17 protein-coding genes and 1 tRNA gene are annotated in these 15,514 nt (G+C 66.5%); 14 read left to right on the top strand and 4 right to left on the bottom strand.

Annotated elements, in window-relative coordinates; translation table 11 throughout:
* Positions 1-4 precede the first annotated feature (4 nt).
* A complete protein-coding gene (locus B9C99_RS10310) occupies positions 5-820 on the bottom strand; it encodes a DUF5602 domain-containing protein (protein WP_016692208.1) in 816 nt (271 codons plus the stop codon).
* Between the two features lie 300 nt (positions 821-1,120).
* On the opposite strand from B9C99_RS10310, the gene B9C99_RS10305 reads away from it, so the two are divergent.
* The 12 genes from B9C99_RS10305 (at position 1,121) to B9C99_RS10245 (ending at position 9,063) form a co-directional block, all read left to right on the top strand.
* Entirely contained in the window at positions 1,121-2,308 is a 1,188-nt protein-coding gene (locus B9C99_RS10305; RefSeq protein WP_253250029.1) for a site-specific integrase, read from the top strand.
* 270 nt (positions 2,309-2,578) lie between these two features.
* The gene (locus B9C99_RS10300; protein WP_088897762.1) at positions 2,579-2,791 is read left to right on the top strand and encodes a helix-turn-helix domain-containing protein; all 213 of its coding nucleotides are present in this window, start codon (positions 2,579-2,581) and stop codon (positions 2,789-2,791) included.
* A 337-nt stretch (positions 2,792-3,128) separates the two neighbouring features.
* Positions 3,129-3,329 carry a hypothetical protein gene (locus B9C99_RS10290; protein ID WP_253250028.1) on the top strand — a complete coding sequence of 67 codons (201 nt, stop codon included), beginning with the start codon at positions 3,129-3,131 and terminating at the stop codon, positions 3,327-3,329.
* Positions 3,326-4,456 (top strand): AAA family ATPase, encoded by a 1,131-nt coding sequence (locus B9C99_RS10285; protein ID WP_088897760.1) that lies wholly within the window; start codon positions 3,326-3,328, stop codon positions 4,454-4,456. The genes B9C99_RS10290 and B9C99_RS10285 overlap by 4 nt, the downstream gene beginning before the upstream one ends.
* On the top strand, positions 4,407-5,030 hold the full coding sequence (locus tag B9C99_RS26350; protein WP_088897759.1) for a WhiB family transcriptional regulator: 624 nt from the start codon (positions 4,407-4,409) through the stop codon (positions 5,028-5,030). The genes B9C99_RS10285 and B9C99_RS26350 overlap by 50 nt, the downstream gene beginning before the upstream one ends.
* The gene (locus B9C99_RS10275) at positions 5,020-5,409 is read left to right on the top strand and encodes a hypothetical protein (RefSeq protein WP_088897758.1); all 390 of its coding nucleotides are present in this window, start codon (positions 5,020-5,022) and stop codon (positions 5,407-5,409) included. Before B9C99_RS26350 ends, B9C99_RS10275 begins: the two co-directional genes overlap by 11 nt.
* Positions 5,406-5,534 carry a hypothetical protein gene (locus B9C99_RS26255; RefSeq protein WP_283479601.1) on the top strand — a complete coding sequence of 43 codons (129 nt, stop codon included), beginning with the start codon at positions 5,406-5,408 and terminating at the stop codon, positions 5,532-5,534. The genes B9C99_RS10275 and B9C99_RS26255 overlap by 4 nt, the downstream gene beginning before the upstream one ends.
* A complete protein-coding gene (locus B9C99_RS10270) occupies positions 5,531-6,154 on the top strand; it encodes a hypothetical protein (RefSeq protein ID WP_088897757.1) in 624 nt (207 codons plus the stop codon). Before B9C99_RS26255 ends, B9C99_RS10270 begins: the two co-directional genes overlap by 4 nt.
* A 428-nt stretch (positions 6,155-6,582) precedes the next feature.
* A complete protein-coding gene (locus tag B9C99_RS26345; protein WP_088897755.1) occupies positions 6,583-6,900 on the top strand; it encodes an HNH endonuclease in 318 nt (105 codons plus the stop codon).
* 128 nt (positions 6,901-7,028) lie between these two features.
* Positions 7,029-7,358, top strand: a complete 330-nt coding sequence (locus B9C99_RS10255) for a hypothetical protein (RefSeq protein WP_088897754.1) — start codon at positions 7,029-7,031, stop codon at positions 7,356-7,358.
* A 375-nt stretch (positions 7,359-7,733) separates the two neighbouring features.
* Positions 7,734-8,228 carry a hypothetical protein gene (locus tag B9C99_RS10250; protein ID WP_088897753.1) on the top strand — a complete coding sequence of 165 codons (495 nt, stop codon included), beginning with the start codon at positions 7,734-7,736 and terminating at the stop codon, positions 8,226-8,228.
* 112 nt (positions 8,229-8,340) lie between these two features.
* Positions 8,341-9,063 carry a hypothetical protein gene (locus tag B9C99_RS10245; protein WP_143543550.1) on the top strand — a complete coding sequence of 241 codons (723 nt, stop codon included), beginning with the start codon at positions 8,341-8,343 and terminating at the stop codon, positions 9,061-9,063.
* 732 nt (positions 9,064-9,795) lie between these two features.
* Here the strand turns inward: B9C99_RS10245 and B9C99_RS10240 are convergent.
* Complete coding sequence (locus B9C99_RS10240; RefSeq protein ID WP_088897751.1) at positions 9,796-10,347, bottom strand: hypothetical protein; 552 nt, start codon at positions 10,345-10,347, stop codon at positions 9,796-9,798.
* Positions 10,348-10,502: 155 nt separating this feature from the next.
* Positions 10,503-10,575 (bottom strand) — tRNA-Arg (locus B9C99_RS10235).
* A gap of 235 nt (positions 10,576-10,810) precedes the next feature.
* Between B9C99_RS10235 and B9C99_RS10230 the strand changes: the two genes are divergently transcribed.
* Together B9C99_RS10230 and B9C99_RS10225 are read left to right on the top strand one after the other, a co-directional pair.
* Positions 10,811-11,632, top strand: a complete 822-nt coding sequence (locus B9C99_RS10230) for a M23 family metallopeptidase (protein ID WP_016692207.1) — start codon at positions 10,811-10,813, stop codon at positions 11,630-11,632.
* A 67-nt stretch (positions 11,633-11,699) separates the two neighbouring features.
* Positions 11,700-13,208 carry a glutamate-cysteine ligase family protein gene (locus B9C99_RS10225; RefSeq protein ID WP_172414911.1) on the top strand — a complete coding sequence of 503 codons (1,509 nt, stop codon included), beginning with the start codon at positions 11,700-11,702 and terminating at the stop codon, positions 13,206-13,208.
* 5 nt (positions 13,209-13,213) lie between these two features.
* On the opposite strand, the gene B9C99_RS10220 is transcribed toward B9C99_RS10225, so the two are convergent.
* Positions 13,214-15,505 (bottom strand): M28 family peptidase, encoded by a 2,292-nt coding sequence (locus B9C99_RS10220; protein ID WP_088897749.1) that lies wholly within the window; start codon positions 15,503-15,505, stop codon positions 13,214-13,216.
* Positions 15,506-15,514 lie beyond the last annotated feature (9 nt).

The raw sequence follows: 15,514 nt of genomic DNA, 5'->3' as shown, positions 1-15,514 counted from the left end.
CGGCCTACGACGCCTCACGCATCGTGAGCCCGCCGAGTTCGACCGTGTACGTCTGCGACGCCTCGTCCCACCACACGGAGTAGGTGGTGGGGTAGAGGCCCTCGCGTTGGTACGCCTCGGGCAGTCGGAGTTCCTCGTGGTGCGCCGGCCGCGTCGCGAGCCACTCCCGGCTCAGCATGGGTTCGATGAACGCCTGCCGTCCATCCCACGTGCCGTAGAGCACGGTCTCGGTGAGGTGGTGTCCCGCTGCCGGATCGTGCTCCGCCTCGGTGGTGTCCACCCAGTGCAGTCCCATGCCCGCGACGGTCGACGTCAGCGGATCCCCGGACGGTGCGTACCCCTCCGGCACGTAACGCGGGTCGGGCACGCGGGCCGCGGCCGGGATGTAGCCGGGGGCGAAGGGATGGATCGACTCCACTGTGGGCCGATCCAGGAGATAGAAGTGGACGTCGAAGTGCGGGACGTCGAAGCCGTGCTGGGGGTCGTGGCCGTGCGAGTTCCAGTCGACCGTGACGTGGTCGAACGCGGTGGCGGCCGCCTCCTCGGGCAACTCGAGCACGTAGGCCTCGGTGACCGGCAGCAGCGCACTGGGCAGGTCGTCGAGGGCCGCCGCATCGAGTCGCACTCCGATGGTGGCCGGCGTGCCCGCCTCGTCGACGGTGACGTACGTGCGGGCGTTGCCCGCCCCGACGGGATGAGCGGGTCCTTCGGCCAGGCCGGAGACTCCCCCGGCTCCTGCGGGAGCGGGAGTGACGAACAATCCGAGGACCGCCGCAGAGACGACCACGGCGAGATGTCGGGCACGAGGCCGAATGTCCATGCGGGGTCCTCGATTTCCGTCGTCGTCGAGCGGCATCGTTGTGGATGCTAACTGTCGCGCGGACGGCGGAGGGCCGACTAGATCGAACCGTGATGCATGGACGGGACGGTGCCCGTGACATTCCGGGGGTGGGGTCCGGGAGTGCTCGCGGAGCCGGCGGACCCGATGTGTGCCCCCGGCAGGATTCGAACCTGTCGTGAATGCCGATCTTCTGCGATCGTTGACCAGGGAACTTGTACCGCATCCGCTGGTCATACGTGAATCTACATGTGGACAGTTGTGGACGCAACGTGTCATAGGATGAACCTGGTTCTGCACATATTCTGCACGAGGGGCGACATGGCGCGTCGAAAGAAACGATCCTTCGGAGGTCTCCGCAAACTTCCCTCCGGTCGGTGGCAGGCGAACTACACCGCGCCTGACGGGTTGCTCTACAAGGCGCCGCGCACGTTCGCCGCCGAGGACGACGCAATCGGCTGGTTGAACGCCGAACGACGCCTCATCGACCTGGACGTGTGGACCCCACCCACCGAACGGGGTATCGACGAACCGCCGGCACCCGTACTCACCCTCGGGGACTACGCCGATCGGTGGATCACTCATCGGCACCTCAAAGAGTCCACCCGGCACCTCTACCGACGCATGTTCGAACAGCACATCGAACCGACCCTCGGAGCACTCCCTCTCGATGGCGTGGCACCCGATCAGATCCGCGTATGGTTCGCCGACCTTCGCGACACCCCCGGCCCGAACAGGGTCTCGACGGGTAAGACCCGTAATGCCCGGGTCTACGCGTTGCTGAGGACCATTCTCGGGACGGCAGTCGACGACGGACTCATACCCACGAATCCCTGCCGGATTCCTCGAGCTGGACGCACCGAACGCGCCCATGAAATCCGACTGCTCTCCCTTTCTGAGCTCGATGCCCTCGCCTATGCGATGCCTGATCGTCTCCGGTTGCTCGTAAAGCTCGGCGCCTGGTGCGGTCTACGCCGAGGGGAACTGCTCGAGCTACGCCGTAACGACGTAGCTGAGGACGGCAGTGTGGTGCGGATCCGCCGGGCTGTGGTGTTCGTGGAGGGGCAGCCGCATGTAGGTGCACCGAAATCGACTGCCGGCGTCCGGGACGTTGCTGTGCCCCCACATATCCGCACCGCCGTGGTGGACCATCTCGCTGAGCATGTGGCCCGGGGGAAGAACGCTCTCTTGTTCACGTCGACTGACGGGGACCGGCTAGGGGAGTGGACGTTGCGGTATCACTTCGAACAGGCCGCGAAGAAGATCGACCGCCCGGACCTACGTTTGCATGACCTCCGGCACCAGGGAGCAGTTCTAGCGGCGCAAGCAGGTGCAACCACCAAGGAACTCATGGCGCGGTTGGGGCACTCGACCCCGAATATGGCGATGCGTTACCAGCACGCCGCTGCGGGGAGGGATGCACAGATTGCAGAACGGTTGTCGCAGCTAGCGACTGGTGACGGCGTTTAGCGAGCAGGGTTTGAAAAGTCGTGTGCTTTAATGTTCTTACTGTCCACTTGGATGGACAGTGACATACAACCGAACACCGACAGCTAGTCGAGGGTGAATGACCAGCCGCGAAACGTGGCTGAGCCGAAAGGGCGTGTCAGGAGGTCTCGATTAACGGCGAGTCCAGTTCGCTCTAACGAGCGAGAGCCCCGAAACGGGAGCCGAGCACAGAACGACCTCAGATAGGTCTGCCTGTAGCTCGGCGTTCTTCTTTTCTAAGGAGAATCCCCCGTGTCAGGGAAGAACGTACCCCGCCGCCTCGTGTCAATTCCTCAGGCCGCCGAAGAGTTCGGGGTCTGTAGCAGGACGATACGCCGTTATATCTCGGCCGGACGCATTACTGGATACCGGTTCGGACCGCGCATGATCCGAGTCGACCTCAACGAGATCGACTCGATGATGCGACCGATGTCGGCTGTTGCTCACTCGGGTGGTGCGAAGTGACGCACCTTTTCCCGGCGCCCGACGCACACCGACTCGACGCTCGAGCGGTCGACGCAAATCGCATCTCAACTAGCGATGGCCTGATCTCCATTCAGGAGCAACGAGCTCGGGTCGTGGACACCCTCGCAAGGCTCGATGCGGCCCTCACCGAAATGGCCGCCGAACTTGAGGGCGGTATCGCATGAGCGCATACGAAAGCCGCCCCGCGGACCACGGGGCGGCTCCCGAACTCGCTGCTTACAGCTCACTCACGGACTTCCACGGTACCAGTGTCAAAGATCAACTCGCACGCCGTCGTTCGGCAATCCATCGACTCCCACCGCTCGAGTGCGGCTGTGTGGATCCGTGGTGGCATCGCTGCAATGAGCCCGGACCGAGCCAGCGCAGAACCGACGCTCTCACCGCGGCAGCAGCGCATCTGCTCGACGTCGGCCTGACACCGATCATGCCGGTCGACGACTTGCGCGAGCTGTGGCGTCGCGGCGGCCCCGAACGCCGCCTCGCCGCCACGGTCGCCGAGAGGGTGATGCAGCAGTGATCGGACAGGACTATCCCGATGCTCCTTGGCCCGACCAGGACGGCATCCTCCCGGGCGCCAACGACTCCCGCGACGAGTTGCTGCCACCTGAGACGCCGCAGGGGCCGTCGACGCGACCGCACCTTCGCGAGTGTCTGCTGACACTGTCCGACCTCGCGGCGATGCACGGTGTCGAGCCACTCGTCGACGGGCTGCTCTACCGCGACACGCTGGCCCAATTGTCGGGGCCGCCCGGCTCGTACAAATCGTTCGTGACACTGGGCATCTCTTGCGCGGTCGCCTCCGGACAGAACTGGGAAGGCCACCACGTCCCGAAGGCCGGCACGGTGGTCTACGTTGCCGCCGAGGGAGCATCGGGGCTGCTCGTGCGGATCCTGGCGTGGTGCGAGCTGACCGGCGTCGACCCGAGGGAGCTCGAGAAGCGACTGTTCGTGCTTCCGGCGCCTATACAGCTGGGCAACGTCGTCGACGTTTCCGACGCCGTCGACCTGGTCTCAGAGGTCGATGCTGAGCTTCTTGTACTCGATACCCGCGCCCGCTGCACCATCGGACTCGAGGAGAACTCCGCGACCGAACAGGGGCGGGCGATCAGCAACCTCGAGCGGATCCAGCAGGCCGCCGGATGCACGGTCCTGGTGGTGCACCACTCCCCGAAGAACGGAGCCGGGGGCCGCGGCTCGAGCGCGTGGGATGGACAGGTCTGGTCGGATCTGCGCCTGACCGGGGGAGACGGGGTCGTCAAGATCCACTGCGAGAAGCACAAGGACGCCCCGGACGGATGCGAGCACCACTACCGTCTCGTGCCGCACACGGTGTCCGAATCGCGGATGCAGGGCGCTACCGAGACTCAGCGAAAGTCCCTGGTCGTTGTCCAGCGAGACCCGCTGGACAACTCGCCCGCAGACCGGCCCACCACACGCACCGTGTTGGACGTTCTTCGGACGTGCGCTGGACACGAGGGATTGAGCCGCTCCGAGATCCGCGACCTCGCAATGGAGCGCGGGGTGAGCAAGTCCTCCGCGTACGAAGCCATAAACGACCTGGTCAATCGGGGTGCGCTCCGGAATATCGGCTCCGATGCCCGACCGAAGTACGTGCTCGCCCCCGCATTCATGGAAGGGAGCTGACCCATGTTGTCCAACAGTGTCCAGCGTCCGTCCGGCTGTCGCCGAATCTGTCCGTCCAACTGTCCAACTCATAAGAGTTGGACAGGCTGGACGTTCGGGCGGTGGACGCGATGAGCCGACGTCGGGAATGCACCTGCGCCGGGACCGCGCCGGGCTGGCCTCAACACGAGTCCTACTGCGCGACTGTCTCGATCGCAGACACCGACACCGAATGGTGGGACGACGAGGGCACCGAGGGAATGCTGTGAGGGCGCAGCGGATCCCGCGAAGCCGGCGAGCACCGATACCGGCTGTGTTCGCTCAGATCGTCGACGGTCGTCTCACTGGGGCGGCCTGCGTCGGCCGACACGCGTTGTTCGACGCCGAACTCGACGACGTCCGAGAAACCCCCGCAGAACGCCGAGCCCGGTTTACCGCGGCCGCCGCGATCTGTCGCACCTGTCCTGTGCTCGAACCCTGCCGCGTCGTCGCCGACGAGGCAGGCCGCCAGGCCCACGGCGTATGGGCCGCCACCGTACGCACCACGTCCCGGCCCGACGGCCGATCCCACAAGGAGTCTTCTCATGCACGCTGACACGACAACACAGCGTCAGCCGGTTCCGGCGATCCAACACCTCGACGACGTGCTCGTCCTGACCGGCGACGCGGTCGGCACCGTTCGGTGGGTGCTGAGCGTGGCGATCTCCGCCCGCAGACGCGCCGGACTGCCTGTCCCGCGGGAAGTCGGCCACCTCGCAAGACTGTTGACCGATCACGGACAGAAACCCACCGCGACAACAGGTTTCGGACAGTCTCGAGGAGACGTCATCGGCGTCGGTGAGCTCGCCCGACTGCTCGGGTGCAGTCACCGACACGCGCGACGGATCGCACCGGAACTCGGGCGACTCGAAGCCGGCCGATGGGTCATCGACCGCAACATCGCCGAGCAGTACGCGAGGAGCCGCACCGCATGACCCACCCCAGCATCGACCAGGTCGCCGCCTTCCTGGCCGTCGCCACCGACGAAGAAATCCGCGAGGTGCTCGAACTCGCCTGGCCCGACAAGCCCCTCACCGACACGAAGGACACCCACGCATGAGATACACCGGCCACAACGGCAACGACCGCTACAACCTCGCCGGCCGACCTCCCCTCGAGGCCCTTTCCACCGACCTTGCCACGCTCATCACCGAATACGACGCCGCCCAGACGCGAGTCCGCGCCGCCGAACGCGAACGCGACCGGCTCGCCCAGCCGGAACGCGACGACGAGGCACGCCAGGCCGACGCCGCAGCCGCAGCAGCCGCAGCACGGGCCGGAAAGAAGATTCCGCCCGCCACCGCCGCCGCGAAGCTCGCCGCCGACCGCGACGAATCGGTTCGCACCGTCGACGCTCACCGCGCCGCCGTCAAGGCGATCCGCGACGACCTCGACGCCGCCCGCGACGCCGCGCTCCAGACCGCCACGGGCCCCAGCGAAAAGGATCGGGACCGCGTCGCCAAGACCGCCGCCGACTTCGTCGCCGTGCTCGAACAGGCCATCGCCGACCGCGCCGCCTACGACTGGCTACGCGGCCGCACCTACGAACCCAACGCACAGACCTGGGCCGTCGACCTCGTCCCGGCACTCAAGAACCGCGCGATCGACCGGAGCAACGACACCATCGTCAACGCTCGCACCGTCGTCACGAACCTCGTCAACGCACTCATGGAGGACTGACCGATGCCGATCGATACCCACTTCGATTACACCAGTGGACCGCCCTGGGAAGTCAGTCGTCGAGCTCGGGAGAACCTCGTCCGGCAACGACGCGAAGCCGCACTCCAACGCGCCGCGGAGGATGCCGAGAAGTCGCGGCAGCCGGGCGCCTGACGTGTTCTTCATGCTCGGGAGCCCCTACCCACAGAAGCTCGGGGTAGTGGGCACCGACGAGCATCCGATCACCGTCGTGGACCTTCCACGACTGAGGCAATACCGGCTGACGTGCCGGTGCGGGTGGTCCGCGACGGCGGTTACCTGGAACCACGCCCGGATGCTCACGGGACAGCACGCGCCGGACCAGCGTTCCGGCTGACCGGTTCGACCGGTGGCCTTTCACCCCAGGCCACCGGCCGAACCGGTCATTCGATCGGCATGAAAGGCACACGGTGGGGAAGCACAACCCACGACGAGCAAACGGTTACAGACGCTCGAAGCTACGAGTTCGCGTGCTCGCCGAAGAGGACACATGCGCGCTATGCGGTCGAGTAGTCGACAAGACACTCACGATCGGACCCGACGGGAAGCCGCACCCGTGGAGAGCCGAAGTCGACGAGATCGTTCCCGTCTCACGCGGAGGCTCACCCTTCGAGCGATCGAACGTCCAGCTCGCTCACAGGCGATGCAACCAACGCAAGGGCAACCGGATGCCCGGCGACCGCGTCCGAGCGACCCGGCTCCCGCTCCCGACCTCGCAGCCGTGGTGACCGAGCCCGACCGCCGGCCACCGAGCGCCACCCCTGGCCGGGTGACCCCCACCGGGGGGTCACGGCCCACCGATGGCATAGGGCTGATCCCTCCCCGCCCACCAAACGATCGGCCCTAGGAGGCCCGTATGACACTGAAACCGCCCCCTGGTACCCGCGCTGCTGGCCGTCGCCTGTGGGCGGCGATCGTCAAGGATTACGAGCTTGCGGAGCACGAGCTTCAAATCCTGCGCGAAGCGGTCCGAACGGTCGACTTGATCGACACGCTGCACAAGGTCGCCGACGCGGAAGGCCCGCTCGCTGACTCTTCCCAGGGGGTGCGGGTGCATCCGGCGCTCGTGGAGCTTCGGCAGCAGCGGATCACGCTTGCCCGGTTGCTCGCCGCGCTCAAGATCCCAAGTGAGGACGCGTCGGCGCGGGCTCCTCGAGGTGTGTATGGCATTCGAGGGACGGCATGAGACGACGGACTGGTGAGCGGGACTCGGAGATCCCGTCGGAGCTGCGATCGTTCACGCCGGGCGATTGGCCCGGTGAAACAGACCTCGCCCGGTTCGATGCCTGGTGTGCCGCTCGCCGTGAGTACACACGCAAGCACGGGTGGCCGGGTGGTGCGGTCACGATGGTTCGGGAGCATCGAGACATTCGCATCGAGCGGGAGCTGTTCGGTTCACGGTAACGGCTCGTGTAACGCGTTACACGAGCCGTTACCGCGCCCTGACCCCCCATGTGCACCTGCTTGCGTTCGCGGCTCTCCGCGATTCTGCGGCCTGTTCAGATCCACGCAAGAGCATTACCAGTGCCCGCCGTTTCTAGCTCAGACATTCTCTGGTGTGATGCGTGACATGAGCGGATGGACGCACTTCCTCGTCGTGACCGGCGCACTTCTCCAGCTCGGGGGATTGGGACTAACGGTTCGGCAGGTCCAACTCGTGATCGGTATTCGAGAAACGGTCCGACAGCAACTTCACGAGCTGGGGCGTCAGCTACTTGGACGAAAAACACGTCAGAGCGTCACGGTCAACGTGACGGTGCCGATCGGCGTCGAGATCAGCGCCGACGTCGAGGTGCGGTACGCCGGTGAGTCGGAGTTGGAGTGGCTAGCACGTGAGGTTCGGCAGAATCGGAATGCGGTGGCAGAGCTTGGGCGGAAGTTTGAGCGGAAGATCACTGAGCTCGACAACAGGACCCAACGCGGGCTCGATTCCAGGCTCGAAATGCTCGACCGAGAGACCTCGGAGAAGGCGAGCAGGAACGCCGTGCTGATGTGGTGGGGCGTGGTATTGATTGGCGCTGGTATCACCATGCAGACGGCCGGATCGCTGCTCTAACTGGACTTCGTTCTGACGATTCCGGACCTGGAGTGACGAACTCACGGAATGGCTGGCAATTCAGCTGTGGTACTTGTTCGGCATGAAAACGGTCTTAGAAGTGTTTCGCCACATGAATGCATGGCTCGGAGGAATCAGTGCGATCGTCACAGTCCTCGCGTTCGCGATACCCGATACCCGCTCGTGGCTGGCGACACATGGCCTCTCTGGATGGATCGCGTTCGCTGGCGTTTCAGGCATAGCGCTCTACTTGGACGGCGTTCGTTCCGTGCGACGGGAAGAGTCGGACCGCGAAGTATCGCGACTCAGCGGTGAACTGGAGGGCGAGAGATCCCGGGCCTCCGGACTAGCAGCCGAGCTTGAATCAGCGCGGTCCGAACTGGAAGCAGCACGCGCCGCGAACGACCGTCGAGAGAAGGACAAAGACCTTAAACTTCTCGACGACCTACTCGGAGAAATACAGCCAGGGTCCAGGTTCTACAGGCACCTCACGGATGGCGTGGACTTCAAGCACCTGCCGCGGTGGTTCGATGACGTTCTTAGGACACAGCACGAGAAATGGGTCACCGAGCCACGAAAAGCTAGTGACGCCCGGCTCGCTGAGACGTGGTTGAGGATGGTCCAGTGCGCTGGGCAATTCCGAGAGCAGCTCTTCGCATATCTCTGGCCCGCCGGCGACGGGCTGGCCTCGCCCGGTGATCCAGAGTGGCTCTCAATTCCTATGGAATGGGACTACAAGAAGCGGGACGCTGCCAGAGTGAAGTTGGAGCAGGCACACGACGAATACCGCGAGGCGCTCGATGAGCTGTTCGCGCTGATGTATGAGTTCCGTTGACCGGACGAGGATTCGCGAGGATTTCGGGAATCCTCGCGAAGGTCCCGCGACGCGCTATGAGGGCAGCTGCCTCGGCGAATGTCCGCAATCCCCGGTCAGTTGCGACGTGTCACAGGAATTAATGCAATAATAGAACTCGTCTCGCCGCACGGGCCCACTCACATAAGCGGCCTCGATCCCCTTGATCTCAGAGCCCACAGGGCCGTTGCAGAACTTGCAGCGGAGCTGGTCCGCATTTCCTGTTGCGCTCATGCGTGCACACTACGGCGCGATTCCTTCATGTCGTGTAATTCGAACGTAGGACTCAGATCTGGTCCTTGTGCTGGCTCATGCTGGGAGTGAGTGAAGCGGTGGGAGGGCAGGGCGTACCCCGTAACGCACGGGGTACGGATGCCCATCATGCCGGTCGGTCGTTCGCTTCGATCGGTTGGTGTGCACGCGACCTGCGGGGATTACTCGGGGTCGCCGGGACTGGGATGTTCCACGCGCTCGTACACCTGCCACGGTGTCCCCGCTCGAGTCCGCCTTTACCGGGTGAGCTACGTGTGATCGAGAATTGGTGCTGTGGCCCCTCTAACGGGCGACGACACCGCGGGCAAGGCGGCTCACCCGTGAAATGGCTACGGGCGCACAGCGGACGATCTGGGAAATCGGAGATTGCAGAGGCTCGCGGACCGCGGCGTGCAAAGCACGGACCGGTACGGGTGACCGGCCCGGCTCAACACACCGCGATCAGATGGAGCTGTCTTCGCGGTCGAGGTGCGCGTGATAGGTGCGGTACAGCTCGGCAAGCGTGTCGATCAGCGGCGGAATGTCGGCCGGATCGAGCAGGGGGAAGTCGTCGCACCCGTCGGGCGTGCCGAAGGCGAGTTCATACTCGGGGCCGGCGCCGTGCTCAAGCCGGTCGAGGGTGAGGCGAAGCTTCGCGGCGACGTCGACGGTCCTGACCGTAGTGATCTGCGTGCCGGTATCCGACGGAGTGTCGACGTCGACGTGCAGCTCGTCGGCCCAGATGCACACCTCGAGCTCGGGTGCCCCGTCGAGTTCCTCGAGGACGACGTGAGCGCAGCGACGGCCGTCGTGTTCGTGGTAGCCGAGTACCTCTGAGATCCGCTCGAGTGGGGTAGCTCGCAGGAACGGCACGACGGTCGCGGCGCTCGCGATGTAGAGACCGTGGTCGACGGCGAACTTGAGGCCGAGCATCGGCAGCCCGTAGAGGAGGGCGAAGCCGAGGAGGGGAATGAGCACGCACAGTGCTCGCTCTACGATGGTCTGACGGTTCATCGGAATGCATCTCCGTTGGGCCGAGGCCCTGGATTCGGGAGGGAAGCCCGATCCGGGGCCGATCTGTATCGGCTCCAAGACAGACGATTCTGCACGGATTCTGCACGTGCTCTACAGTCAGAGCCGGAAACCGGCCCTGACGTGCAGAGATGTTGTGCCCCCGGCAGGATTCGAACCTGCGACACCCGCTTTAGGAGAGCGGTGCTCTATCCCCTGAGCTACGGAGGCGTCCGGCCGGGCGGAGCCGACCTTGGCGCGTTGTGAGTGTAGCCGCCGGGCGCGCGCCGTAACCAAGCGCCCGTTCTCGAGGCTCTCGAGGCCGGGCGTACGACCTGCAGGTTCCCGCCGATTGAGATCAAGGAAAGGTAACACTGGCCTTTCCCTATACCGTTTTGTTACCTTGGGTCGCCAGGAGCGGCCGGGGGATACCCGGTCGAAGTCGGGACGAAACAAGGGACACACTGTGGGACGCCATCAGCGCACACGCGAAGACGAAGCATTCGACCTCGAGACGATTCGCGTGCCGTCCTCCGGCAAGGGCCGTCACCGCGTAGAGCCCACCGGTACGTCCGCTCCGGTCAAGGCCGCCACCGTCGCCGCTGCCACGGGTGCCTTCTTCGCCGTCGGCTCGCAGATCGGCGCCGGCACCGCTGCCGCGCATCCCGGCCACGACCACGTCCAGGCCGAGGCCCCCGCGCCCAGCCTGCCCTTCGAGCTTCCCGCGGGCCTGTTGCCCGAGGGCGTCGAGATCCCGGCCATCCCCGGCATCACCACCCCGGCCGAGCAGGGCGCGCCCGAGCTTCCGGCAGAGGTCACGAACTTCCTCGACCAGTTCTCGGGTCCCAGCTGGCTCGACCAGCTCAACCCGGCTTCTCCCTCCGCCGTCCAGCCCGTCTCCGGCACCCTCACCTCCGACTGGGGTCCGCGCTGGGGCGCCCACCACGGCGGCATCGACATCGCCGCTCCGATCGGCACGCCCATCAAGTCCGCGGCCAACGGCACGGTCCTCGACGCCGGACCGGCTTCCGGCTTCGGCCAGTGGGTCCGCGTCCTCAACGACGACGGCACCACCGCCGTCTACGGTCACGTGAGCACCTACCAGGTCTCGGCCGGTCAGCGTGTCAACGCCGGCCAGCAGATCGCCACCGTCGGTAACGAGGGCTGGTCCACCGGACCGCACCTGCACTTCGAGGTCTGGGACACCGAAGGAACCAAGATCAACCCGAACGCGTGGCTGAGCGATCGCGGCGTCGTCACAGACTGGGGCGGATACCGCGCCGTCTGATCCCACCCCCGGCACCTGCGCGCGCTAGGCTTGGCTCGACAGACCGCGCGCCGACCCGGGGGTTCCATTGGGAGCTGAGATATCCGCACGTTCGTTCACCGGGGAAGACCGGCGGATGTTCCGGAGCAAGGTTCGCGACTGCATGAAGGCGCTCGAGCGGATGCTTCGAGAGGACGTCTTCGTCGACGTGCACTCGTCACCCGAACCGCATCTCGGCATGGAGATCGAGTTCAACCTCGTCCGCGACGACATGTCGCCCGCGATGTCGAACCTCGAGGTACTTCAGGCGATCGACGATCACGCGGTCTTCCAGACCGAACTCGGCCAGTTCAACGTCGAGATGAACGTCGAGCCACGACGTCTCACCGGCGACGAACCCTTCGAACTCGAAGAGTCGCTGCGGTCGTCGCTGCGGCGCGCCGACGAGCGGATGCACCTGCACGACGCGCAGCTGGTCATGATCGGCATGCTGCCCACGCTCGAACTCGACGATCTCGAACGGGGCCGGATCACCGCCAATCCTCGGTACGAAGCGCTCAACGAGCAGATCTTCGCGGCGCGCGGCGAGGACATCGAACTCGATCTCGACGGTGTGCCGTTGCCCGGCAGTGATGCCGTGGAAACCCTTCGCGCCGACATGAATTCGGTGGTCCCCGAGGCGGCCTGCACGTCCCTGCAGCTGCACCTGCGGATCGCCCCCGAAGATTTCGCGACGCACTGGAACGCTGCCCAGTGCCTGGCCGGAGCGCAGGTCGCGCTCGCGGCGAACTCGCCCTTCCTCGCCGGCAAGGCGCTGTGGCACGAGAGCCGGATCCCGTTGTTCGCGCAGGCCACCGACACACGCCCGCTCGAATTGCGGAACCAGGGCGTTCGTCCCCGCGTGTGGTTCGGTGAGCGGTGGATCGACTCCGTCCTCGACCTGTTCGAGGAGAACTCCCGCTACTTCACGGCTCTCCTGCCGGAGGTCTCGGACGTCGATCCGATGTCCGAACTCGACGCCGGCCGGGTTCCCGAACTGCGCGAACTGCAGATGCACAACGGCACCATCTACCGGTGGAACCGGCCTGTCTACGACATCAGCGACGGCCATCCGCACCTGCGCGTCGAGAACCGTGTGCTCCCTGCGGGACCGACCGTCCTCGACACCATGGCCAATGCGGCCTTCTACTACGGGACGCTGCGCGCCCTGACCGACTCCGACGAGCCGCTCTGGCGCGACCTCAGCTTCGACGCCGCCGAGCGGAACCTCGTGCTCGGTGCGAAGTTCGGTCTCGACGCGAAGCTGTACTGGCCGCGCACCGGATGGGTCGGCGCCGACGAACTCGTACTGCGGTGCCTGTTGCCGCTCGCGCACCAGGGCCTCGAGGCCTACGGGCTGTCGGCAGCGGTCCGCGACCGCTATCTCGGCATCGTCGAGGGACGTGCGCTGACCCGGCAGACCGGAGCGGCGTGGCAGCGACGGCAGGTGGCCCGGCGTGAGGCTGCCGGCGAGAACCGGCGCACCGCCCTGCTCGGGATGATGAAGGACTACGTGCAGAACATGGCCTCGGGCACTCCCGTCCACGAGTGGGAGTGACGACCCTACAGTTGCAGGGTCCGCGTCACGGCCACCGTCGGCTGGACGACGACGCGATCGGCGGGCGGCTCGAAACCGGGTACCTCGCCGAGATCGTCACCGAGATCGGCGACGCGGATGCCGAGACGGCTCTCGAGCATGCTCAGCGTCAGCTCGACCTCGATCCCGTCGGGGCCGGGAGCCCAGAACAGGAAACCGAAGTCGTCGGACGGTTCGGCGCGGAAGCCGTCCACCGTTGCGCCGTGGACGTGGGCGGTGGTGTTGTCGATCCACAGTCCGACGGCCTGGGCGTCCCTCGGTGAACTCAACCGCAGTCGTATCTTCCGGGCGCTTCCGCCGGTCGTGTCCTCGAGGATCTCGACCTCGGGCGCCTCGAGCTCGGCGACCGGGGCAGGCCCGTGGTACATCGGCCGGTGCTCCCGCCACGGGAAGGCGGTGGGGAGCGGTTCGGGCCCGGTGGTGAGCAGGCCTTCGCTCCAGTCGGATCGCGGGCCGTCGGGCGATCCCCACACCGCGGCACTCCGGTCGGCGTCGAGCGAGTACCAGAGGTATTCCTGCCGGGGATCGGTCGCACCGTCCCGGTTGAGATAGCCGGCGAGCAGCGTGCCCACCACGACGATCGCGATCGTGCCGGTCGCGGAGACGACGAGCCCGCGGGTGGTCGACGCGAACGGCTCGCACAGCGGGAGCACCGCGGCGAACGTGAAGGCGACGAACAGACCGGCCACCGGTGCCCCGTAGAGGAGTCCGGCGTCGAACGACACCAGCACGGCGGGCAGGCCGAAGATCACCGAGCCGAGCGCACCGAGCGCGATCGCGACGAGCGGCCACACCGTGTCGCGCTGCGGGAGCAGCAGCGCCACCAGCAGACCCAGCGCTGTCGGCAGGACGAGTACGAGCAGCGTCAGCGGCACACCGGCGAAGGGGATACCGGCGAGAGCGAGCACCGCGACGAGCGTGAACGCTCCGCACGTGAGCGCGGCGGCCGGACGGGCACGGCCCCACCACGATCGCGCGATCAGCAGTACGCCGAGAGCCGCGACGACCGCCGCGAACTGGAAGACACCCGGCCGGTAGGGCTCGTCGGCGACCGGCGCGGCCGTGCCCGGATCGACGGTCTGCACGATCCACCAGGGCAGCCACGCCGCGCCCGCCGCGAGCACGGCGGCGAGCAGGGCCACGGCCACGGCCGCGCCGACCTGCCAGGCCGAGGCCTCACCGCGGCGCACCCGCAGCACGACGATCGCCCCCACGATGGCGGCCAGCACGATCGCGCCGACCACCTCGGCCCAGCGCGGCATGTGGAGCAGTCCCCAGGGCGCGGTCGTCACGACCTGGTCGCCGCCGTCGTCGACGGTCGCGAGATCCGATCCGGCGAGCGTGCGGGCGGTCGCGAGGGAGGTGTCGCCCATGTGCTGCAGCGACGTCCTGCTGAGACGGTCGGGGGTGTCGAGAGGGCTGTGGTAGTACGCCGATCCCGCGGAGATCGCCGTGTCGAGGGCGTGGTGGCCGTGCTCGGCGAAGCGACGGAAATCGGTGTCGTTCGGCAGCGCCTCGAAGATCAGTTCGGTGAGGGAATCCGCGTTCGCGCCCGGTGCCCCCGCCAGGCTGTCGATCAGGACGCCGTTCGGTGAGGTGATCCGGAAGGTCGTCGGCGTACCGGCGTTCCCGCGGGCCTCGTGGTTGAGCACGACGACGGGACCGGCCCGGACGGATTCCGTGCCCACGAACCGGTGGGCGCCGAGCAGACCGTTCTCCTCACCGTCGGTGAGCAGGACGACGACGTCGTTCCGTGGGGGAGGGCCGGAGTCGATCGCACGAGCGACCTCGAGGACCGTGCCGACGCCGATCCCGTCGTCGCCCGCGCCGGGGGAGCCCCGGACCGTGTCGTAGTGGGCGGCGAGCACGACGGTGCCCGTGGGATCGGTACCGTCCCGGGTCGCCACGATGTTCTGCACGCGGGCGCCGCGTTGGGTCGCCTCACCGGACCGCGCCATCCATCCGACACCGGAGTCGACGCGGGTCGACCACCCGAGTTCCTCGAGGACGGCGACGAGATGGTCACGGGCATCGGCGTGGGCAGGCGACCCGAGCGGTCGTGGGCCGCCGGCGATCGCGTCGATGTGTTCGCCGGCGCGGGCGGCGCTGAAGACATCGGCGGGAGCGTCTGCACCGAGCGGCTCGTCGGATCCGGGGAACAAGGCGACGAGGCCCGCCACGAGGAGGACTCCGATCAGTGCCAGAACACTGCTACGCCGGGACGGGGCCGGGTGGCGAACAGCCGCGGCGGAGTCCATGGGTGCAGC

This window comes from Rhodococcus sp. BUPNP1, assembly GCF_002215235.1.
Taxonomy (GTDB): domain Bacteria; phylum Actinomycetota; class Actinomycetes; order Mycobacteriales; family Mycobacteriaceae; genus Rhodococcus.
This window is presented reverse-complemented; position numbering and strand designations above follow the sequence as displayed.

What these genes read in the sequence shown, in the direction of transcription:
- B9C99_RS10310 (WP_016692208.1), bottom strand. Translation starts at nt 820, where the DNA reads ATGGACATTCGGCCTCGTGCCCGACATCTCGCCGTGGTCGTCTCTGCG.
- B9C99_RS10305 (WP_253250029.1), top strand. Translation starts at nt 1,121, where the DNA reads ATGAACCTGGTTCTGCACATATTCTGCACGAGGGGCGACATGGCGCGT.
- B9C99_RS26350 (WP_088897759.1), top strand. Translation starts at nt 4,407, where the DNA reads ATGCCCGACCGAAGTACGTGCTCGCCCCCGCATTCATGGAAGGGAGCT.
- B9C99_RS10275 (WP_088897758.1), top strand. Translation starts at nt 5,020, where the DNA reads ATGCACGCTGACACGACAACACAGCGTCAGCCGGTTCCGGCGATCCAA.
- B9C99_RS26255 (WP_283479601.1), top strand. Translation starts at nt 5,406, where the DNA reads ATGACCCACCCCAGCATCGACCAGGTCGCCGCCTTCCTGGCCGTCGCC.
- B9C99_RS10270 (WP_088897757.1), top strand. Translation starts at nt 5,531, where the DNA reads ATGAGATACACCGGCCACAACGGCAACGACCGCTACAACCTCGCCGGC.
- B9C99_RS10255 (WP_088897754.1), top strand. Translation starts at nt 7,029, where the DNA reads ATGACACTGAAACCGCCCCCTGGTACCCGCGCTGCTGGCCGTCGCCTG.
- B9C99_RS10250 (WP_088897753.1), top strand. Translation starts at nt 7,734, where the DNA reads ATGCGTGACATGAGCGGATGGACGCACTTCCTCGTCGTGACCGGCGCA.
- B9C99_RS10245 (WP_143543550.1), top strand. Translation starts at nt 8,341, where the DNA reads ATGAATGCATGGCTCGGAGGAATCAGTGCGATCGTCACAGTCCTCGCG.
- B9C99_RS10240 (WP_088897751.1), bottom strand. Translation starts at nt 10,347, where the DNA reads ATGAACCGTCAGACCATCGTAGAGCGAGCACTGTGCGTGCTCATTCCC.
- B9C99_RS10220 (WP_088897749.1), bottom strand. Translation starts at nt 15,505, where the DNA reads ATGGACTCCGCCGCGGCTGTTCGCCACCCGGCCCCGTCCCGGCGTAGC.